Annotated in this window: 15 protein-coding genes; 10 read left to right on the top strand and 5 right to left on the bottom strand. The window is 73.9% G+C overall.

All coding sequences use genetic code 11. The features are described 5' to 3' along the window. The first annotated feature begins 87 nt into the window (after positions 1 to 87). The 3 genes from JK361_RS03075 to JK361_RS03065 all read left to right on the top strand — a co-directional run bounded on the left by JK361_RS03075 (position 88) and on the right by JK361_RS03065 (position 3745). Positions 88 to 1485, top strand: a complete 1398-nt coding sequence (locus JK361_RS03075) for a bifunctional transcriptional activator/DNA repair enzyme AdaA (RefSeq protein ID WP_201814031.1) — start codon at positions 88 to 90, stop codon at positions 1483 to 1485. Beyond that, positions 1482 to 1970, top strand: a complete 489-nt coding sequence (locus JK361_RS03070; RefSeq protein ID WP_201814030.1) for a methylated-DNA--[protein]-cysteine S-methyltransferase — start codon at positions 1482 to 1484, stop codon at positions 1968 to 1970. Before JK361_RS03075 ends, JK361_RS03070 begins: the two co-directional genes overlap by 4 nt. Before the next feature lie 440 nt (positions 1971 to 2410). Further along, positions 2411 to 3745, top strand: a complete 1335-nt coding sequence (locus tag JK361_RS03065; protein ID WP_201814029.1) for a GDSL-type esterase/lipase family protein — start codon at positions 2411 to 2413, stop codon at positions 3743 to 3745. Between the two features lie 106 nt (positions 3746 to 3851). Here JK361_RS03065 and JK361_RS03060 read toward each other — a convergent pair whose 3' ends face one another. Next, positions 3852 to 4841, bottom strand: a complete 990-nt coding sequence (locus JK361_RS03060; RefSeq protein ID WP_201814028.1) for a helix-turn-helix transcriptional regulator — start codon at positions 4839 to 4841, stop codon at positions 3852 to 3854. A gap of 1165 nt (positions 4842 to 6006) precedes the next feature. Between JK361_RS03060 and JK361_RS42325 the strand changes: the two genes are divergently transcribed. The 3 genes from JK361_RS42325 to JK361_RS03045 all read left to right on the top strand — a co-directional run bounded on the left by JK361_RS42325 (position 6007) and on the right by JK361_RS03045 (position 9715). After that, a complete protein-coding gene (locus tag JK361_RS42325; protein WP_307787137.1) occupies positions 6007 to 7164 on the top strand; it encodes a protein phosphatase 2C domain-containing protein in 1158 nt (385 codons plus the stop codon). A 27-nt stretch (positions 7165 to 7191) separates the two neighbouring features. Further along, the gene (locus JK361_RS03050; RefSeq protein ID WP_201814026.1) at positions 7192 to 8934 is read left to right on the top strand and encodes a pyruvate dehydrogenase; all 1743 of its coding nucleotides are present in this window, start codon (positions 7192 to 7194) and stop codon (positions 8932 to 8934) included. A gap of 337 nt (positions 8935 to 9271) precedes the next feature. After that, positions 9272 to 9715, top strand: a complete 444-nt coding sequence (locus tag JK361_RS03045) for an ATP-binding protein (protein WP_201814025.1) — start codon at positions 9272 to 9274, stop codon at positions 9713 to 9715. A 159-nt stretch (positions 9716 to 9874) separates the two neighbouring features. Here JK361_RS03045 and JK361_RS03040 read toward each other — a convergent pair whose 3' ends face one another. Together JK361_RS03040 and JK361_RS03035 are read right to left on the bottom strand one after the other, a co-directional pair. Beyond that, on the bottom strand, positions 9875 to 10918 hold the full coding sequence (locus JK361_RS03040; protein WP_201814024.1) for a DUF2637 domain-containing protein: 1044 nt from the start codon (positions 10916 to 10918) through the stop codon (positions 9875 to 9877). 314 nt (positions 10919 to 11232) lie between these two features. Further along, a complete protein-coding gene (locus JK361_RS03035) occupies positions 11233 to 12075 on the bottom strand; it encodes a (2Fe-2S)-binding protein (RefSeq protein WP_201814023.1) in 843 nt (280 codons plus the stop codon). 180 nt (positions 12076 to 12255) lie between these two features. Between JK361_RS03035 and JK361_RS03030 the strand changes: the two genes are divergently transcribed. Further along, positions 12256 to 13029 (top strand): GntR family transcriptional regulator, encoded by a 774-nt coding sequence (locus tag JK361_RS03030; RefSeq protein WP_307787136.1) that lies wholly within the window; start codon positions 12256 to 12258, stop codon positions 13027 to 13029. Between the two features lie 139 nt (positions 13030 to 13168). Here the strand turns inward: JK361_RS03030 and JK361_RS03025 are convergent, their stop codons facing one another. Both JK361_RS03025 and JK361_RS03020 read right to left on the bottom strand, forming a co-directional pair. Continuing rightward, positions 13169 to 13933 carry a hypothetical protein gene (locus JK361_RS03025; RefSeq protein WP_201814021.1) on the bottom strand — a complete coding sequence of 255 codons (765 nt, stop codon included), beginning with the start codon at positions 13931 to 13933 and terminating at the stop codon, positions 13169 to 13171. A gap of 167 nt (positions 13934 to 14100) precedes the next feature. Then, positions 14101 to 15777 (bottom strand): PucR family transcriptional regulator, encoded by a 1677-nt coding sequence (locus tag JK361_RS03020; RefSeq protein ID WP_201814020.1) that lies wholly within the window; start codon positions 15775 to 15777, stop codon positions 14101 to 14103. Between the two features lie 343 nt (positions 15778 to 16120). Here JK361_RS03020 and JK361_RS03015 point away from each other — a divergent pair, with 343 nt between their 5' ends. The 3 genes from JK361_RS03015 to JK361_RS03005 are packed head-to-tail and all read left to right on the top strand — an operon-like array spanning position 16121 to position 19987. Further along, positions 16121 to 17014, top strand: a complete 894-nt coding sequence (locus JK361_RS03015) for an FAD binding domain-containing protein (RefSeq protein WP_201814019.1) — start codon at positions 16121 to 16123, stop codon at positions 17012 to 17014. Further along, a complete protein-coding gene (locus tag JK361_RS03010) occupies positions 17014 to 17601 on the top strand; it encodes a (2Fe-2S)-binding protein (protein ID WP_201814018.1) in 588 nt (195 codons plus the stop codon). The genes JK361_RS03015 and JK361_RS03010 overlap by 1 nt, the downstream gene beginning before the upstream one ends. A gap of 1 nt (position 17602) precedes the next feature. Then, positions 17603 to 19987, top strand: coding sequence for a xanthine dehydrogenase family protein molybdopterin-binding subunit (locus JK361_RS03005; protein ID WP_201814017.1), 2385 nt, complete (start codon positions 17603 to 17605; stop codon positions 19985 to 19987). Positions 19988 to 20183: the final 196 nt, after the last annotated feature.

Here is a 20183-nt window from a genome sequence, read left to right as displayed (position 1 = left end):
CCGCTCGCCTCCACCGGAGGGCACCCCCCAGTTCCATGTCCGATTTCCGCTGGCCCGGCACCGCCCCGGCGTCCCACACTGGAACACGTGAAGGACGAAGACAGCAGGTACGAGGCGGTGCGCAGCCGGGACGGGCGGTTCGACGGCGTGTTCTTCTTCGCCGTCGAGACCACCGGCATCTACTGCCGCCCGAGCTGCCCGGCCGTGACCCCGAAACGGCACAACGTGCGGTTCTACGCGACGGCCGCCGCCGCGCAGGGCTCCGGCTTCCGGGCCTGCCGGCGGTGCCGGCCGGACGCCGTGCCCGGCTCGGCGGAGTGGAACGTCCGCGCGGACGTCGTCGGCCGGGCCATGCGGCTGATCGCCGACGGCGTCGTGGACCGCGAAGGCGTCGCCGGGCTCGCCGCACGGCTCGGCTACAGCGCCCGGCAGGTGCAGCGACAGCTCACCGCCGAGCTGGGCGCCGGGCCCGTGGCGCTCGCCCGGACCCAGCGGGCACACACCGCGCGGGTGCTGCTCCAGACCACCGAGCTGCCGGTCACCGAGATCGCGTTCGCGTCCGGATTCGCCAGCGTGCGGCAGTTCAACGACACCATCCGGGAGGTGTACGCCGCCACACCGACCGAGGTGCGGGCCGCCACCCCCCGCAACCGGGCCGTCCGCCGGGCCGCGCCCGGTGCGGCCGTCCCGCTCCGGCTCGCCCACCGCGGCCCCTACCAGGCCGCCCCGGTCTTCGACCAGCTCGCCCGGGAGGCCGTACCGGGCGTCGAAGAGGTGACCGGCGCCCCCGGTGCCCGCACCTACCGGCGCACCCTGCGGCTGCCGTACGGCACCGGGCTCGCCGCCGTCCGGGAACGCACCGGCACCGCACGGGCGGGTACCTGCACCCACCCCGGCGGCTGGCTCGACGCCCGGCTGCACCTCACCGACCCCCGGGACCTCACCACCGCCGTGCAGCGGCTGCGCCGGCTGTTCGACCTCGACGCCGACCCGTACGCCGTCGACGAGCGGCTCGGCGCCGACCCCCGGCTCGCCCCGCTGGTCGCCGCCCGGCCCGGACTGCGCTCGCCCGGCGCCGTCGACCCGCTGGAGCCCGCCGTGCACGCCCTGGCGGGCCGGGACGGGGCCGGGCGGCTGGTGCAGCGGTACGGCAAGCTGCTCGACGCCCCCCACGGCAGCCTCACCCACCTCTTCCCGGAGCCCGCGGTGCTCGCCGAGGCGGAACCCGACGGCCCGCTGGGCGCACTGGCCGCCGCCCTCGCCGACGGCACCGTACGGCTGGACCCCGGCGCCGACCGGGACGACGCCGAGGAGGCCCTGCTCGCCCTGCCCGGCATGGACCCGGCCACCGTCGCCACCGTCCGCGTCCGCTCCCTCGGCGATCCGGACGTCGCCCCGCCCGGCGCCGACGTCCCCGACAACTGGCGGCCCTGGCGATCCTACGCCGTCCGGCACCTGAGCGTGGCGGGGGAGCCGATCAGATGACCACCGTCTACTGCACCCACCTGGACGCCCCCGTCGGACGGCTGCTGCTCACCGCGGACGCCGACGGCGCGCTCACCTCGCTGTCCGTGCCCGGACAGAAGGGCGGCCGGACCGTCCAGGACGGCTGGCGGCCCGACCCCGGGCCGTTCCGCGCCGCCGCCGACCAGCTCGCCGCCTACTTCGCCGGCGAACTCGAGGAGTTCCGGCTGCCGCTCCGCGCGTCCGGCACCGGGTTCCGACAGCGGGTGTGGGCCGCGCTGGACGAGGTGCCGTACGGCGCCACCGCCACCTACGGGGAGATCGCCGCCCGGATCGGCGCGCCCCGCGCGGCCGTTCGCGCCGTCGGCGGGGCGATCGGCGCCAATCCCCTGCTCATCGTGCGCCCTTGCCATCGGGTGATCGGCGCGAGCGGGGCGATGACCGGATACGCGGGAGGCCTCGAACGGAAGATCTGGCTGCTCACCCTGGAGGGCGCCCTCCCCTGAGCCCCCGCCTGCCCAAGGGCGTCGCGTCGCGCCGGTCCGGGGTGGTGCGTCGCCGGACCGGGCAGCAGGGCGGCCGCTTGCGGCTGCGGCCGAACTGCTCCGGCGCCGGCATCAAGGGCGGGGGTGTGGTCGTGAAGGGCGGCGGTGTGGTCGTGCGTGTCATGGCGTGCCTTGTGGCCGTTCGGGTGGTGCCTGCGTGACGTGTCGCCTCCCGCAGGCCGTCCCCGGCCGGCGGCATTTCGCGCAGGTGCCGCCTGCCGGTGGTCGTTTCGCCCGGCCGAGGTGGCGCGTACGTGCCGCCCGTCGGCCTCGGCTCGGTGTCCGGGCGCGACCGCCGGCTGCGTTGCGCCGAGCGGGTGGACCGCCGTCGATGTTGCGGCGCAGCGGTCCGGCCGTGTGGCACGGTCGCCTCCGACGGCCACGCGGAAGGGCGAGCACACATGGCCAAGGTCGTACGGGGTCTCACGGTCCTCCTTCCGGCACTGCTGCCGGCCCTGACGGTCCCGGCGGCCGCCGAGCCGGCCCCGCTGCCCTGGACCGGCAGCTGGGAGACCGCGCCCTCCGGCACCACCGCCGCGCTGCCCGGCGCCGCCGTCCGCAACGTCGTCCACCTCAGCATCGGCGGCGTCGCCGTCCGCGTCCGGCTCAGCAACCGGCTCGGCACCCGCCCGCTGCGGCTAGGCGCGGTCACCGTCGCGCTGCGCCGGAAGGCCGGCCCCGACGCCGTGCCCGGCACCCTGCACACCGCGACCTTCCACGGCACCCGCGAGGTGACCGTCCCACCGGGCGAGGACGCGGTCACCGATCCGGTTCCGCTGCCCGTACCGCCCGCCGCCGACCTGCTCGTCACCGTCTACACCCCCGGCGACTCCGGGCCCGCCACCAACCACCGCACCGCCCTGCAGACCAGCTACGTGGCCCGGGCCGGCGCCGGCCGGGCCGCCGACGAGGACGGCGGCGCGTACAAGACGACCACCAGCCAGTGGTACTACGTCGCCGGCGTCGACGTCCGCGGAATCGCGGGCGGCGGCATCGCCGCGTTCGGGGACTCGCTCACCGACGGCAACGGATCCACCTCCGGCGCCAACCGCCGCTGGCCCGACCAGCTCGCCCGGCGGCTGCGCGAGTACCGGATCGGCGTCCTCAACGCCGGGATCTCCGGCAACCGGCTGCTGCGCGACGGCACCGGGCCGAGCGCCCTCGCCCGGCTGGACGCCGACGCGCTGGACCGGGCCGGCGTCCGGGTCCTGGTCGTCTTCGAGGGCATCAACGACATCAAGGGCACTCCGGAGGCGAGCGACCCCGCCGCCTACGCGGCCGCGTACCGTGCGCTGGTGGCGCGCGCCCACGCCCGCGGCATCCGGGTCGTCGGCGTCACCCTCACCCCGTACGCCGGCTACCCCGCCTGGACCGCCGCCCGCGAGGCGGTACGGCTGCGGGTGAACGCCTTCATCCGCACCGGCGGCGCCTTCGACGCCGTCGCCGACGCGGACGCCGTCGTCCGCGACCCGGCCGAGCCCGCCCGCATCCGGCCCGCCTACGACCCCGGCGACCATCTGCACTTCAACGACACCGGCATGGCCGCCGTGGCCGACACCGTCCGCCGCGCCCTGACCCGCCGGCCGGTGCGGCCCGCCCTGCCGGGACTGACGCAGGCCACCGTGCCGGCCATCCCCACGGCACTCACCGTCCCGGCCGCTCCCGGGGCGCGCACCGCCCCGGTCACCCCGGCACCACCGCGCCCGGCCGGGCCCCCGCGATCAGCAGGCAGGTGAACGGCTCAGCCGGCACACCGGCGCCACCCGCCCGCATCGCCGTACGCGGGGAGTCCCCACACCCCCCACCCGGCCGGCGTGCCGAACAACGCGTGGGGGGTTGAGGTCAGCGGGGATCCTCCCGGGTCACCCAGCCCCGCTCCCAGGCATGCCAGCCCAGTTGCATCCGGGTCGTCACCCCGGCCAGCTCCATCAGCCGCCGCACCCGCCGCTGCACGGTCCGCAGTCCCACGTCGAGCTGTTTGGCCACGCTCGCGTCGGTCAGCCCCGCCAGCAGCAGCGAGAGCACCTCCAGATCGGTGGCGTCCGGGCCGTCCGGCTGTTCCTCGGTCACCCCCGAGGCACCCAGCCGCAGCGGCAGCGCCTCCCGCCACACCGACTCGAACAGCTCGGCGAGCAGCTCCAGCAGCCCGCTGGCATGCACCACCAGCGCGGCCGGTTCCGCACTCCTCGAGGTCAGTGGCACCATCGCCAGCGAACGGTCGGCCACCACCAGCTTGGTCGGCACCCGGTCCACCACCCGGACCCGCTCGTCCCGGCCGAGCGCCGCCGTCAGCTCGGTCAGCCCGTGCGGCAGGTCCAGCACCGCGCGCTCCACCACCACCCGGTAGCGCACCCCGCGCCCGGCCACCTGCTCCTCCGCCTCGTTCTCCGTACCGGAGACGACCATCGGGTTGCCGGTCACCAGCGCGCACACCTCCTCGGCCGCGCCCAGCTGGAGCTGGAGGAAGCGCTGGGAGACCGCCGGGGCCCCGGTCACCACCTCCACCAGGTCGTGCACCGCCGGTTCGGCCGCCGCCGCCCGGTACTCCTCCGCGAGCAGCGCGGCCGCCAGCTCCGCCTTCTCCAGCTCGTGCCGCTGCTGGGTGAGCAGGGCGCCCAGCGCCACCCCGGGCGGCGCCGCCACCCAGCGGCCCGGCCGAGCCGAGGACTGGGCCGCCAGCCCCTGCCGCTCCAGCCGGCGCAGGGCACGCTCGGCGTCCCGCTCGGCCAGCGTCAGGCGCCGCGCCAGATCGGCCACGTCGGCCGCGCCCACGGACACCAGCGCCCGGTACGCCGCCTCGTGCGTCTCGTCCAGCCCTATCGCTGCCAGCATCGCACCGCGTCCCTCCCTGCGAACAAGCCGACCCGAAGCGGAGCGGCGTGGCGGAAAACGGCCACGGCGCAAACCCGCCGTCGGACATCATCGCGGTACGGGTGGCGGGTCTGCCAAGGTGGCAGCACCGCGGGACGCATGGCCGTTGACACGATTCACGGCCGCCTCCCGGGGAACACGGTCGTGATCCGGCCGTACGACCGGTGCCGGTTCGGGCCGGTCGCCGCATGCCGTGGTCCGGGCCCGGACGTGCGCGAGCGCACGAAGGGGATTCGGGGCCGGGCCACTTCGCACGTCGCCGGGCGGTCCTCCCGTGGGGGGTGGGGCCGCCCGGCGGCCATCCCCCTTTTCTCGTACGGCTGTTCAGTCCTTCACACGACACGCCGTGCGGTGGGTTCGATGCGCCGGATTTTCCGGATGCGCCGTTTTCATGCGGCCCGTGCGGTGGACAATTAGGGGCATGAGCCAGCAGGGGGGAAGACCCGCCCGTCATGAGGACGACTGGTGGGGGCAGTTGTACGACGACTCCACCCAGGACACGGGTCCCACGGCCGCGCCCGATTCCCTGGACGACAGGTTCGCCTCGGCGCGGAACACGGTGGTGGGACGGCCGACGGACACCCTGGGGCCGCCGCCCACGGACCCGTCACCTCCGGCACGGGCGACACCGGGACGGACAGCCGCGGAACGCGCGGCCACCGGACCGGCCCCGGGACGGGCAGCGACGGGACCGGTCTCGGGACGGGCAGCCACGGAACCGGCCTCGGAGTGGGTGGCCACCGAACCGGCCTCGGAACGGGCAGCCACGGAACCGGCCTCGGGACGGGCGGCCAAGGAACCGTTCCCGGGAGGGGCGGCCGCGGAGCCGGTGCCGCCGGAGCCGGTATCCGCCCCACCGGCGTTCCCGAGAGCGGCGGTCCCGACGCAGCGCACGGCCGGAGCCCCACCGACCGATGCGGCCCCACCGACGGATCCGGCTCCGCGGACCGGTGCGGCCCCACCGACGGATCCGGCTCCGCGGACCGGTGCGGCCCCACCGACGGATCCGGCTCCGCCGAACGGTGTGGCTCCGCCCCCCGAATTCGCTCCGTCGGCAGAGTTCTCCTCGCCCACCGGCGCCCGTGAGCCCGCTTGGTCCGCATCGCGCGAACAGTCGCCGGAAGCCATGAAGTCCCTGGAGTCCCTGGAGGGCCTGGAGTCCCCGGATCCCACAACGCCCGCCGAGCCCGCCGAGCCCCCGGCATCCGGCCGGCCCGCTCCACGGGAGACCGGCGCCGTCGCCCCTGACTCCACATCCGTCCCAGCCCCCGCCTCCGTCCCCGCCTTCGACCCCGCCCCCGCCTCCGTCGACTATGTGGGCTCCGGGCCTCCCACCTATGACCCCGAGCCCACCGCGCTGCCGCTCGCCGATCCGGACGGGCTGGGGGAGCTGGTCCCGGACACCGTGCTGGACGGCGCCCGGTACGGCGCATGCACGCTGCGGGCCCTGTCGCTGCGCGGGGACTCGGCCCGCTACCGGGGCGAGCCGCGCCGGGACTCGCTGCTCACCGCGCGGTTCGGGACGGGGGAGCAGGCGCTGGTCCTCGTCGCCATGGCGACCGGCGTGCGGGGCACCCCGGTCGCGCACCTGGCGGCGGCCGAGGCGTGCCGGTGGATCGCGCGGGCGGTGGGCCGCAGCCATCAGCGGCTCGTGGCGGACATCCGGGCGGCCCGGCGCGGCGACCTCAAGTCGGGCCTGCACCGGCTGACCGACCGCAGCGTCGGCAGGCTCCGGACGAGCGCCGCCGAACGGGGCGCCGCCCCCGAGGACTACCGGGCGAGCCTGCGCTGTCTGCTGCTGCCCGCCGACCCGGACTGCCGTACGCGCGTGTTCTTCGGTGTCGGCGACGGCGGGCTGTTCAGGCTGCGGGACGGCGCCTGGCAGGACATCGAGCCGCGCCCGTCACCCGACGGCACCGGCCGCGCCCCGGCCGTCGGATCCGGCTCGCCGGCCGAGCAGACCGCCGAGGGTGACCGGCTGACGATGGACCTCGGCCTCCCGGCCCCGCCGAGCCCCTTCGAGCCGGCCCCGGACCCCGCCCCGGAACCGCCCCGTGAGCCGTTCAGGTTCCGCGCCTCGGTAGCCCGGCCGGGTGATGCGCTGGTGATGTGCACGGCGGGCCTGGCCGACCCGCTGCGCGGCGAGCCCGCCCTCTGCGCCTACCTCGCCCGGCGCTGGTCCGGCCGTACCCCGCCCGGGCTCGCCGGCTTCCTCGCCGACGCCCAGGTGCGGGTGAAGGGCTACGCCGACGACCGTACGGCGGCGGCCGTGTGGGAGGCGTGACGGCGGCCCCTGTGACTGTATGGGTGTATGGCCAAACAGAACGTAGCCGAGCAGTTCGTCGACATCCTCGTCCGTGCCGGGGTGCGCCGGCTCTACGGTGTCGTCGGCGACAGCCTCAACCCGGTGGTGGACGCCGTCCGCCGTAAGGCGTCCATCGACTGGATCCATGTGCGCCACGAGGAGACCGCCGCCTTCGCGGCCGGCGCCGAAGCGCAGATCACCGGGAACCTGGCGGCCTGCGCGGGCTCCTGCGGCCCGGGCAACCTGCACCTGATCAACGGCCTCTACGACGCCCACCGCTCCATGGCCCCGGTGCTCGCGCTCGCCTCGCACATCCCGTCCAGCGAGATCGGCCTCGGCTACTTCCAGGAGACCCACCCGGACCGGCTGTTCCAGGAGTGCAGCCACTACAGCGAACTCATCTCCAGCCCGAAGCAGATGCCCCGGCTGCTCCAGACGGCGATCCAGCACGCCGTCGGGCAGCGAGGGGTCAGCGTGGTGTCCCTGCCCGGGGACATCGCCGCCGAGCCCGCCCCGGAGAAGGCCGCCGAGAGCGCGCTCGTCACCTCCCGGCCCACCGTGCGGCCCGGCGACGCCGAGATCGACCGGCTCGTGGAGATGATCGACGGCGCCGGCAAGGTCACGCTGTTCTGCGGCAGCGGCACGGCCGGCGCGCACGCCGAGGTGATGGAGTTCGCGGAGAAGATCAAGTCACCGGTGGGCCACGCCCTGCGCGGCAAGGAGTTCATCCAGTACGACAACAGGTTCGACGTCGGCATGAGCGGGCTGCTCGGCTACGGCGCCGCCTACGAAGCCACCCACGAGTGCGATCTGCTGATCCTGCTCGGCACCGACTTCCCGTACAACGCCTTCCTGCCGGACGACGTGCAGATCGCCCAGGTCGACGTGCGGCCCGAGGTGCTCGGCCGCCGCTCCCGGCTCGACCTCGCGGTGTGGGGCGACGTCCGCGAGACGCTGCGGTGCCTGATCCCGCGGGTGAGGGAGAAGACCAGCCGGCGGTTCCTCGACCGGATGCTGAAGAAGCACGCCGACGCGCTGGAGGGCGTGGTCAAGGCGTACACCCGCAAGGTCGACAGGCACATCCCGATCCACCCCGAGTACGTGGCCGCCGTGCTGGACGAGGTCGCCGCCGACGACGCCGTGTTCACGGTGGACACCGGTATGTGCAACGTGTGGGCCGCCCGCTACATCTCGCCGAACGGCCGCCGCCGGATCATCGGTTCGTTCTCGCACGGGTCGATGGCGAACGCGCTCCCGATGGCGATCGGCGCCCAGTTCACCGACCGGCGCCGGCAGGTGGTCTCCATGTCCGGGGACGGCGGCTTCACCATGCTGATGGGCGACTTCCTCACGCTCGTGCAGTACGACCTGCCGGTCAAGGTGGTGCTGTTCAACAACTCCTCCCTGAGCATGGTCGAGCTGGAGATGCTGGTCGCGGGCCTGCCCTCGTACGGCACCGCCAACACCAACCCCGACTTCGCCGCCGTCGCCCGGGCCTGCGGCGCCCATGGCGTGCGGGTGGAGAAGCCCAAGCAGCTGGCCGGGGCGCTCCGGGACGCCTTCAGACACAAGGGGCCGGCCCTGGTGGACATCGTCACCGACCCCAACGCCCTGTCCATCCCGCCGAAGATCAGCGCCGAGATGGTCACCGGGTTCGCCCTGTCGGCCTCCAAGATCGTGCTGGACGGCGGGGTCGGCCGGATGCTCCAGATGGCCCGCTCGAACCTGCGCAACGTGCCGCGACCCTGAGGCGTGCCGCTCCTGCCGGAGGAGCGGATTTCGGCCAGTTTCACGGGACGTGACGGCGTGCCGACCGCCGGTGCCGGAGCGAGCCGGGCCGCCGTCGCGGGGCGTCCGTGGCGTCCAGCGGCGTCCGGGGTGCCCGAGGCGCGGTGCGGGCACGGCCCGGCGGCCGGCCGGGGCCGGGTGCGGATGTGGCCGAACCACCGGGCATCGGGCATACGTCAGGACTGCCCGGGAGCCTGCTGGGCAAGCATCCCCCCGTGAACGTGTTCGACCAGGAGGGGCAGGGACCGGCGGCGTGCAGGCGGGGGTCATGAAGAGGCAGGCACGAGGAGGCGGTCCCTTGACCGTAGGGGCCTTCTCGGCGACTACGGGGGAAGAGACCGACACCATCACGGAACACGCGCGGCGGCTCCGGCGCAGTCTGGGCCGGGCGGACCTCAGGGCGGTGCCGGAGGCACGCCGGGCGTTGCGCGAACTGCTGCGGCACTGGGGCAAACCGGGTCGTTCGGAGATCGCCGAACTGCTCACCAGTGAACTCGTCACCAACGCGCTCGTCCACACCGACGACGACGCCGTCCTCACGGCCGTGGTGGAACCCGGCGGACTGCGGGTGGAGGTACGGGACTTCGTGGCCCGCAGACCCGAACTGCACGTCCCGGATCCGGACGACGACACCCACGGCCGGGGCCTGCTGCTGGTGCAGTCCCTGGCCGACTCCTGGGGCGTACGGACGCACGGGGTGGGCAAGTCGGTGTGGTTCGAACTCGGTGCCGAGGCGGCGTGATCCGAAGACGTACCGTGATCCGAAGACGGACTCGGCGCCGAAGCGGCGCGATCCGACGAGGGAACGGGACGTGACGGCGTGATCCGACGACGGAAACGGGACGGGGCGTGACCGCCGTGGTCACGCCCCGTCCCGTTCCCTCGCACCGTGGGCCGTAGGTCAGCCGAACTGCTGCTCCAGGTCCTTGAGCTTGCGCTCCAGGGAGTCCAGGCGCGGCAGTGCCATGGTGTCGTCCTCGGCGGTGAGGTCGAGGGTCACCGGTTCAGTCTTGCCGCGGACCGGCTGAAGGGAGGGCCGAGAGCGGACGGGCAGCTGTTCCGCGGTGGATATGGCAGGCTCCGCGGTCGCCGGGGCGGGGCCGCGCTCCACCGCCTGCACCTCGACCTGCCGCCCCCCGCCCCGGCCGACGAAGCCACGGTGACCGCGGCTGATCGCCTTCAGCTGGGCCCGCTCCACACGCTGCTGGTCGCGCCGCCGCTGCCGGGTCTCGTCCTTCTGCCGCTTGTCCTCGCGGACCTCCTCGACCGCCTCGTCGAGGCTGCGCACGCCCTCCAGCAGCATCAGCGACCAGGCCCGGTAGGTCTCACGGGGCGCCCGCACCCAGCGGACGATCCGGATCTGCGGCAGCGGACGCGGCACCAGGCCCTGCTCGCGCAGCGCGGCCCGGCGGGTCTGCTTCAGCGCCCGGTCGAACAGCACGGCCGCCGACAGCGACATGCCGGAGAAGAACTGCGGCGCGCCGGCGTGCCCCACGCCGCGGGGCGCGTGCACCCAGTTGAACCAGGCCGCCGCCGCGGCGAACAGCCACACGAGTATCCGGGAGCCGAGGGCGGCGTCACCGTGGCTGGCCTCGCGCACCGCGAGGACGGAACAGAACATCGCCGCACCGTCCAGGCCGAACGGCACCAGGTACTGCCACCCGTCGGTCAGCCCGAGGTTCTGTTCGCCGAAGCCGACGAGGCCGTGGAAGGACAGGGCCGCCGCCACCGCCGCACAGCAGAACAGGAGTACATAGGAGGCCGTGCCGTAGATGGCCTCCTTGCGCCTGCGGCGCTCCTCGCTGCGCTCCCACGAGTCGTCCGCGCTCGCGTTCTCCCCGGAGGAGCGCTTGCCGCGCGCGAGCACCGCCACCGCCGCCAGCATGCCCAGGAGCAGTACGGCGCCCGGCAGCAACCAGTTCAGCGATATGTCGGTCAGTCTCATCTGGGTCCCTTGCATTGGGATAGGGCGTAACGCCCGCCATAGTGGCCCACTCCCGACGGCCCTCAGGGGGTTTCGGGGCAAGAGGCCGCCAAGGAGGTGCCAGAGGGAGGCCCAGGACGGCGTTCTGCTCGAACTGCCGCGTGAGGGGCGGGAGTTGAGTTCGAATAAGACTACCCGTACGAGTGGTTCCGCGGAAAGTTCCCGCGACGCGTGAGGAAGGTGTGAATCACCTGTTCGGGAGCCGGTCCGCGCAGGGCGGTCCGGTGGCCGTGATCCTAGTGGGCGGAGGGCTGCGTTCCGTCCCTGACGGAGCCTCAAGCGGCCGCAGCGGAAGCGAGTTTGGCGATGCGGGCGTCGTCACAGGTACGCGGACACGTCGCACAGGTGTCCTTTGGGCGGACGGTGTAGAACATGCAGCAGCTCGCCCGGTCCCGGGTGGGCAGCGGCGTGCCGTCCGGACCCGTCAGCACCCGGAACCCGGCCGACCCGGCGTACGGCAGGGTCGCCCCCGGCAGCAGCAGTGCCAGCTCCCGGACGGCCCGCTCCGCCTCCCGCTCGCCCAGCAGCCCGGCGACGTACCACAGCCCCTCCACGAGCTCGTCGGTCGCCATGCCCCACAGTGCGCGTCCGCGCCGCCGCATCCGGGGTCCGAAGGCCGCCAGCACCGGCTCCAGGTGCTCGGCCGCGGCCGCCCGCACCTCGGCCCGCAGCGCCTCCTCGTCCGGTACGACGACGGCGCCGGGCAGCGCGGCCGCGGGGTCGCCCGGCAGACAGGCGACGGAGACGGGGCGGCGTACGGCCATCCGGCCGGCGGTGCGGTCGTAGGAGACATGCGTCACGGGCAGCCGGGGCACGCGGCGGTGCAGGAACCACGGAACGGTGATCAGCAGACAGGCGGGCCAGGCGTAACGGTGCAGGCCGAAGCTCGCGACGACGTCCGGGCGGGCCGGGCGGCCGTAGTCCCGCACCACCTGCGCTCCGTCCCAGGCCAGGAAGGCGTCCAACTCCGCGCCGCCCGCCGCGAGTCCGGCGGCGCCGACCCAGCCCGCGCCCCGCGGTGCGGGGTCGTCCGGGCCCAGCTCGGTCACGGTCAGCCCCGGGAAGACCGCGCCGAGGCGGTCGTAGGCGGCGGTGAGCGGCGAGGCCGCAGCGGGCATGGCGGAACCACCGGTCCTTGGACGCGTCCGCGATCGCGGACTGGGATGCAGAGGTAAGCCTTACCTTACCTATTTCGCACCGGAGTTTGCACTGCCGCCCGGTGCGCCTATGGTGCTTGACGGACAACCGACAACCCGTCGTCAATGACCCCAAGTGCCGACAAGCCGCCAGGAGGACCCGTGAAGCACGGCGTGCAGGGCTCCCCAGGCGCGCCGGCCGCCGCCCGGGTGCCGGAGCAGCGGCCGGCGGCCGCCGCGGACCGGGAGCGGGACGCCGCGGTGCCCTGCGCGGCCCGCGGCGAGCACACGCACGGCGAGCGGCCGGTCCCCGGGGCGCGGGTCGAGGTGCGGCGCTCCTCGGTGCGCGGGCAGATCCTGGACGCGCTGCGCACGGCACTGGCCACCGGTGACCTGAAGCCGGGCGAGGTCTATTCGGCGCCGGTGCTCGGGGAGCGCTTCGGCGTCTCGGCCACGCCGGTGCGGGAGGCCATGCAGCAGCTCGCGCTGGAGGGCGCCGTCGAGGTCGTGCCCAACCGCGGCTTCCGGGTGATCGAGCGGGGCGCGCGGGAGCTGGCCGAGCTGGCGGAGGTGCGCGCGCTCATCGAGGTGCCGGTGATGTTGCGGCTCGCACGCACGGTGCCGGCCGAGCGGTGGGCCGAGCTGCGGCCCCTGGCCGAGGAGACGGTGCGCGCGGCGGCCGCCGGCTGCCCGGCGACGTACGCGGAGTCCGACCGCGCCTTCCACCGGGCGCTGCTCGCCCTGGCGGGCAACGAGCAGCTGGTCCGGATCGCCGAGGACCTCCATCGCCGGTCCCAGTGGCCACCGGTCCGGCACGGCCGGGCGGGCCTGGTCGCGGACGCGGCGGAACACCTGGCCCTGCTGGACGCGCTGGCCGCGGGGAACGCCGACGTCGTGCGGCACCTGGTGGCCGACCACTTCGCGGGCGCGAGCTGAACCGCACGGGCACGTGCTGAACCTCACGGGGGCACGCTGAACTTCACCGGTGTGCTGAACCTCGCGGGCACGCGCTGAACCTCACCGGCGTGCTGAACTTCACCGGCGCGAGCTGAACTTCACCGGCCTCCTCCGCGCCCTACGCCGTAGCCGCCCCCGGCGTAGGTGGTGTCAGCTGGCGGGACAGCCAGGTCGGTACGCCGCCGAGGAGCCGGAACAGGCGGCGTGCCTCCTCGCGGAGGCGGGACGCCTCCGGCTCGTCCTCCGTGTCGGCGAGGGACGCCAGCGCCGGGGCCGTCCCCACCAGGTAGCCCAACTCCTCCCGGATGCGCAGCGATTCGGCGAAGCCGTGCCGCGCGTCGGCCAGCTCACCCTCCCGCAGCGAGAGTCCGGCCAGGTGCCGCCACGTGAAGGACAGCAGCAGGGGATCGGCGTGCGCGGCCGCACCCGCGTGGGCGCGCCGGTACGCGGCGCGGGCCGCCTGCGTGGAACGGGTCAGGTTCTCGGCGATCAGACCCCGGCGGAAGTCCAGCAGTGCCCTTCCCGGCGTCCCCGGAGGCACCAGCGCCGCCGCCCGCCCGAGCGCGGCCCGCGCCTCGTCGGCGCGGTCCCGGACGCCGTGCAGGGTGGCCGTGTAGGCGAGCTGGCCCCGCTCGCAGGCGGCGGCCCCCCGCTCGTCGTCGCTGTGCGCCAGCGCCTCCGCCGTCCGCAGCGCGTCCTCCGCCTCCTCCCAGCCCCGTTCGGTGTACAGGCACCGTTCGACCAGCAGGGCGGCCCGCTGGAGCGCAGGCGCCGGGCGGTCGGGTGGCAGCAGCGCCGCCGCGTCGGCCCAGCAGGCCCGGCTGCGCAACCGCCATACCGCGGTCTGGAGTGGATCGTCACCGGTCGTTCCCTTACCAGACATGGCGGTATGCGCCACGTTGCCCTCCCCATGCACGCCATCGAGCTGTTGAGTGGTGGCGGCATTCCAGCACCAATCGCGGCGCCCGGCCAAGAGGATGGGTGAAAAATTTCACAAAGTAGTGGGGCGCGGGCGTGACCTGGTTCGGCCCCCGCGCGCCCCCGCTGACCTCAGCTCATGCGCAGGGCCAGGAAGAAGTCCAGCTTGTCCTCCAGGCGGGAGAGGTCCCGTCCCGTCAACTGCTCGATCCGGCCGACCCGGTAGCGCAGCGTGTTGACGTGCAGGTGGAGGCGGGTGGCGCAGCGGGTCCAGGAGCCGTCGCAGTCGAGGAACGCCTCCAGCGTCGGGATCAGCTCGGCCCGGTGCCGGCGGTCGTAGTCGGTCAGCGGGTCCAGCAGGCGGGCCGTGAAGGCACGCCGGACGTCGTCGGGGACGAACGGCAGCAGCAGGACGTGCGACGCCAGCTCCTGGTGGCCGGCGGCGCAGACCCGGCCGGTGCGGGCGGCGGCCACCCGGCGGGCGTGCCGGGCCTCCTCCAGGGCGCCGCGCAGGCCCTCCGCCGAGTGCACGGCCGCGCTGACGCCGAGGGTGAGCCGGCCGTCGTCGTCCAGGCCGGCGGACAGCGGCTCGCGCACCGACTGGAGCAGGGTGTCGGCGAGCAGACCGGTCTCCGGGCCGCCGTCGTGCTCGGAGGAGACCGCGGGCAGCGGGACCAGGGCGATCGCCTCGTCGCCGGTGTGCGCGACGGCTATCCGGTCGGACGGCTCGGGGCCGGTCGCCAGCGGGTCGACCAGCACCTCCTCCAACAGGGACTGCGCGACCGGTCCGCCCTCGATCTGCTCGCCCTCCCACTCCACGCGGGCCACCACGACCTGCCAGTGCGGGGCCGTCCCGAGCCCGGGCAGCAGCACCGGCGCCGCCACCCGCAGACGGGCGGCGATCTCGGCGGGCGCGGCGCCCGTCTGCACCAGCTCCAGCACCTCCTGGGCCAGCCGCCGCCGGACCGTGCGGGCCGCGTCCCGGCGGTCCCGCTCGACGGCGATCAGCTGGGTGACGCCCTGGAGCAGGTCCAGGCGCTCCCCGGGCCAGTCGCCCGCGTCCGCCTCCACGGCCAGCAGCCAGTCCGACAGGACCGTCTGGCGCACATCGCGGGCGGCCTGCGGGGACCGGCCGGAGGAGCGGATCGGGAACAGGGAGTACGTGGTGCCGTCCAGCAGGACCCGGTGCGGACCGCGGCGGCCGGTGCGGGTGGCCGCCAGGTGCTCGGCGGCGAGCCGGGCGCAGGTGCCGGCGGGCAGCCCCGGGCCCGCCACCTTGGAACCGGCTATCAGCCGGCCGGTGGGGGAGAGCACCCAGGCCCGCAGGTCCAGGTCGGAGCCGAGCAGGTCCAGGACCACGTCCGGGCCGCCGCCGGCGGGACCCGAGGTCATCATCCGCCGGTGCCGGTCCACGACCGCGGCCAGGTCTCCGGCGCGCTCGCCGGAGACCTGCCGGACGACGTGCTCGGTGATCGTCGCGAACGCCACCGACTCGTGCACCGCGAACAGCGGCAGCCGGTGCCGGGCGCAGGCCAGCACCAGGTCGTCCGGCACATCGCCCAGCTCGGCCTCGCCGGCCGCGAGGGCCGCCACCCCGGCCTGCACCAGGATCCGCACGAACGGTTCGGAATCGTGTTCGTCCCGGCGCCAGGCCAGACCCGTCAGCACCAGCTCACCGCCGGAGAGGTAGCGGCTCGGGTCGCGCAGGTCGGTGGTCATGACCCCGCGTACCGAGCGGTCCAGCTCGTCCTCGCCGCCGAGCAGCCGCAGGCCCAGCGCGTCGGTGTCCAGCAGTGCGCGCAGCCGCATCTCGTCGCCGCCGTTCTTTGTCTCGAAACCTACGATGGATCATGGAGGGTGAGGTGGGAGCCACCCGGAACCGGACGCCCGGGGGCGTGATGTGCGTTCTCCGTGCCGTTTCCCGCGTTTCCCCAGGAAATCGGAGAGGTTGCCGATGACCTCCGTTCATACGAATCTACAAGATGCCTGCCCTGGCCAGCCAACTCCTTCATGGTTTCGGTGACTGACCCCGCCGGAGTACAGGGCGGTGTACTGAGTCCACTCCGCGTTAACAGGACATGAACGAGCCGGGCCAGCCACCTGTGGATTGGCTCAATCTGCACGACCACTAGACGAATGAAGAGAGCCGGTCATGGACTTCCTTCGCCCCGCCAGCTGGGAGGAGGCGCTCGCCGCGAAGGCCGAGCACCCCACCGCTGTGCCGATCGCTGGTGGCACCGACGTGATGGTCGAGATCAACTTCGACCACCGCCGGCCCGAGTACCTGCTCGACCTCAACCGCATCGGCGACCTCTCCGAGTGGGAGGTCGGCGCGGACACCGTACGGCTGGGCGCCTCCGTCCCGTACACCCAGATCATGGAGAACCTCCGTGCCGAGCTGCCGGGCCTGGCGCTCGCCTCGCACACGGTCGCCTCCCCGCAGATCCGCAACCGCGGCGGCGTCGGCGGCAACCTCGGCACCGCCTCGCCCGCCGGCGACGCCCACCCCGCCCTCCTCGCGGCCGGCGCCGAGGTCGAGGTGGAGTCGGCGGCCCGGGGCACCCGCCTCATCCCGATCGACGCGTTCTACACGGGCGTCAAGCGCAACGCGCTCCAGCCCGACGAGCTGATCCGCGCCGTCCACGTCAGGAAGGCCGACGGCCCGCAGCAGTTCTCGAAGGTCGGCACCCGCAACGCCATGGTCATCGCCGTGTGCGCCTTCGGTCTCGCCCTGCACCCCGTGACCCGGACCGTGCGCACCGGCATCGGCTCCGCCGCCCCCACCCCGGTCCGCGCCGAGGCCGCCGAGGAGTTCCTGAACGCGGCCCTCGAAGAGGGCGGCTTCTGGGACAACGGAAAGATCATCACCCCGTCGGTCGCCAAGCGGTTCGCGGACCTGTGCTCGGCCGCCTGCAACCCGATCGACGACGTCCGGGGCACCGCGAGCTACCGCCGGCACGCCGTCGGCGTCATGGCCCGCCGGACGCTCACCTGGACCTGGGAGTCGTACCGCGGCACCCACCGCACCACCGAGGGAGCTGCGTGATGCGCGTCAACTTCACCGTCAACGGACGTCCGCGGGAAGCCGACGACGTCTGGGAGGGCGAGTCCCTGCTGTACGTGCTGCGCGAGCGCCTCGGCCTGCCGGGTTCCAAGAACGCCTGCGAGCAGGGCGAGTGCGGTTCCTGCACCGTCCGTCTGGACGGCGTCCCGGTCTGTGCCTGCCTGGTGGCGGCCGGCCAGGCCGAGGGCCGCGAGGTCGTGACCGTCGAGGGCCTCGCGGACTACGCCCGGCAGCGGGCCCAGGGCGGCTGTGCCGCCGGCGCCTGCGGGACCTCCCTCCAGGACGGGCGGCATCGGCCGGCCGAAGGCACCGGCACCGGCTCGCAGGCCGGCGAAGGCACCGAACTCTCCCCGGTCCAGCAGGCGTTCATCGACGCCGGCGCCGTCCAGTGCGGTTTCTGCACCCCGGGCCTCCTCGTCGCCTCCGACGAACTCCTGGAGCGCAACCCGAACCCGACGGACGCCGACATCCGTGAGGCGCTGTCGGGCAACCTGTGCCGCTGCACGGGCTACGAGAAGATCATGGACGCGGTCCGCCTGGCGGCCGCCCGCCAGTCCGAGGGGGTCTGACATGCAGGCCGAAGGCGCTCCCACGAAGATCACGCAGGGCTCGCGGACCAAGGGCGGCATCGGCGAGTCCACGCTCCGCCCGGACGGCACCCTCAAGGTCACCGGCGAGTTCGCGTACTCGTCGGACATGTGGCACGAGGACATGCTGTGGGGCCAGATCCTGCGCTCCACGGTCGCACACGCCGAGATCGTGTCGATCGACACCGGCGAGGCCCTCGCGACGCCCGGCGTCTACGCCGTCCTGACGTACGACGACCTGCCAACCGACGTGAGGAACTACGGCCTGGAGATCCAGGACACCCCGGTCCTCGCCCACGGCAAGGTACGCCACCACGGCGAGCCGGTCGCGCTCGTCGCCGCCGACCACCCGGAGACGGCCCGCCGCGCCGCCGCGAAGATCAAGGTCGAGTACCGCGAACTCCCGGTGATCACCGACGAGAAGTCGGCCGTCGCGCCGGACGCGGTCCTCGTCCACGAGAACCGCGACGACCACCACATCGGCCACGTCCCGCACCCGAACATCGTGCACCGCCAGCCGATCGTCCGCGGCAACGTGGACGAGGCCCGTCGGCGGGCCGACGTCATCGTCGAGGGCGAGTACACCTTCGGCATGCAGGACCAGGCCTTCCTCGGCCCCGAGTCCGGCCTCGCCGTGCCCGAGGAGGACGGCGGCGTCCACCTCTACATCGCCACCCAGTGGCTCCACTCCGACCTGCGCCAGATCGCGCCCGTCCTCGGCCTGCCCGAGAAGAAGGTGCGGATGACGCTGTCCGGCGTCGGCGGCGCGTTCGGCGGCCGCGAGGACCTGTCGATGCAGATCCACGCCTGTCTGCTGGCGCTGCGCACCGGCAAGCCGGTGAAGATCGTCTACAACCGCTTCGAGTCCTTCTTCGGGCACGTCCACCGCCACCCGGCGAAGCTCCACTACGAGCACGGCGCCACCAAGGACGGCAAGCTCACGCACATGAAGTGCAGGATCGTCCTGGACGGCGGCGCCTACGCCTCCGCCTCCCCGGCGGTCGTCGGCAACGCCTCCTCGCTGTCGGCCGGCCCGTACGTCGTCGACGACGTCGACATCGAGGCCATCGCCCTCTACACCAACAACCCGCCCTGCGGCGCCATGCGCGGCTTCGGTGCGGTCCAGGCGTGCTTCGCCTACGAGGCGCAGATGGACAAGCTGGCGAAGAAGCTGGGCATGGACCCGGTGGAGTTCCGGCGGCTGAACGCGATGGAGCAGGGGACCCTCATGCCGACGGGCCAGCCCGTCGACTCCCCGGCCCCGGTCGCCGAACTGCTGCGCCGGGTCAAGGCGATGCCGCTCCCGCCGGAGCGCCAGTGGGAGTCCAGCGAGGGCGCCGACGTACGCCAGCTGCCCGGCGGTCTGTCCAACACCACGCACGGCGAGGGCGTCGTACGGGGTGTCGGGTACGCGGTCGGCATCAAGAACGTCGGCTTCTCCGAGGGTTTCGACGACTACTCCACCGCGAAGGTGCGCATGGAGGTCGTGGGCGGCGAGCCGGTCGCGACCGTGCACACCGCGATGGCGGAGGTCGGCCAGGGCGGGGTCACCGTCCACGCGCAGATCGCCCGCACCGAGCTGGGCGTCACCCGGGTGACGATCCACCCGGCGGACACGCAGGTCGGTTCCGCGGGCTCCACCTCGGCCTCCCGGCAGACGTACGTCACCGGCGGCGCCGTGAAGAACGCCTGCGAACTGGTCCGCGAGAAGGTCCTGGAGATCGGGCGCCGCAAGTTCGGCTCCTACCACCCGGCGTGGGCCACCGCCGAACTGCTCCTGGAGGGCGGCAAGGTCGTCACCGACGGCGGCGAGATCCTCGGCGACCTGGCCGACGTCCTGGAGGACGAGGCCGTGGAGGTCGAGGAGGAGTGGCGGCACCGGCCGACCGAGGCCTTCGACCTGCGCACCGGCCAGGGCAACGGACACGTCCAGTACTCCTTCGCCGCCCACCGCGCGGTCGTCGAGGTCGACACCGAACTCGGCCTGGTCAAGGTCATCGAACTGGCCTGCGCCCAGGACGTCGGCAAGGCGCTCAACCCGCTCTCCGTCATCGGCCAGATCCAGGGCGGTACCACCCAGGGCCTGGGCGTGGCGGTGATGGAGGAGATCATCGTCGACCCGAAGACCGCCAAGGTCAGGAACCCGTCCTTCACGGACTACCTGATCCCCACGATCCTCGACACGCCGACCATCCCGGTCGACGTGCTCGAACTCGCCGACGAGCACGCCCCGTACGGGCTGCGCGGCGTCGGCGAGGCCCCGACCCTGTCGTCCACTCCGGCCGTCCTCGCGGCGATCCGGAACGCGACCGGACTGGCGCTCGACCGCACTCCGGTACGGCCCGAGCACCTCACGGGAACCGCGTAACACCACCAGCTCTCCGGGCGGCGCAGGGAACGTCACACACTCCGCCGCGCCGCCCGGAGGAACCCCTTTGAGTGCCGCTCCGCTCGCGGTCCTTGAAGTACCAGGAAATTCGTTCGTCTCGGGCCGTCCCCCGGGTCGTCCATTCCCAAATCCCGTGGCCGTCAGGTCGGTACGCGGGTGCCCCTTTGAACCTTGG

This window comes from Streptomyces musisoli, assembly GCF_016741855.1.
GTDB classification, from domain to species: Bacteria; Actinomycetota; Actinomycetes; order Streptomycetales; family Streptomycetaceae; genus Streptomyces; species Streptomyces musisoli.
The sequence above is the reverse complement of the archived record's forward strand: the minus strand, read 5'-3'. Positions and strand labels throughout refer to the sequence as shown.

Coding starts and splice junctions, on each gene's coding strand:
- JK361_RS03070 (WP_201814030.1), top strand. CDS start 1,482: ATGACCACCGTCTACTGCACCCACCTGGACGCCCCCGTCGGACGGCTG.
- JK361_RS03065 (WP_201814029.1), top strand. CDS start 2,411: ATGGCCAAGGTCGTACGGGGTCTCACGGTCCTCCTTCCGGCACTGCTG.
- JK361_RS03060 (WP_201814028.1), bottom strand. CDS start 4,841: ATGCTGGCAGCGATAGGGCTGGACGAGACGCACGAGGCGGCGTACCGG.
- JK361_RS42325 (WP_307787137.1), top strand. CDS start 6,007: ATGAAGTCCCTGGAGTCCCTGGAGGGCCTGGAGTCCCCGGATCCCACA.
- JK361_RS03050 (WP_201814026.1), top strand. CDS start 7,192: ATGGCCAAACAGAACGTAGCCGAGCAGTTCGTCGACATCCTCGTCCGT.
- JK361_RS03040 (WP_201814024.1), bottom strand. CDS start 10,918: ATGAGACTGACCGACATATCGCTGAACTGGTTGCTGCCGGGCGCCGTA.
- JK361_RS03035 (WP_201814023.1), bottom strand. CDS start 12,075: ATGCCCGCTGCGGCCTCGCCGCTCACCGCCGCCTACGACCGCCTCGGC.
- JK361_RS03025 (WP_201814021.1), bottom strand. CDS start 13,933: ATGTCTGGTAAGGGAACGACCGGTGACGATCCACTCCAGACCGCGGTA.
- JK361_RS03020 (WP_201814020.1), bottom strand. CDS start 15,777: ATGCGGCTGCGCGCACTGCTGGACACCGACGCGCTGGGCCTGCGGCTG.
- JK361_RS03015 (WP_201814019.1), top strand. CDS start 16,121: ATGGACTTCCTTCGCCCCGCCAGCTGGGAGGAGGCGCTCGCCGCGAAG.
- JK361_RS03010 (WP_201814018.1), top strand. CDS start 17,014: ATGCGCGTCAACTTCACCGTCAACGGACGTCCGCGGGAAGCCGACGAC.
- JK361_RS03005 (WP_201814017.1), top strand. CDS start 17,603: ATGCAGGCCGAAGGCGCTCCCACGAAGATCACGCAGGGCTCGCGGACC.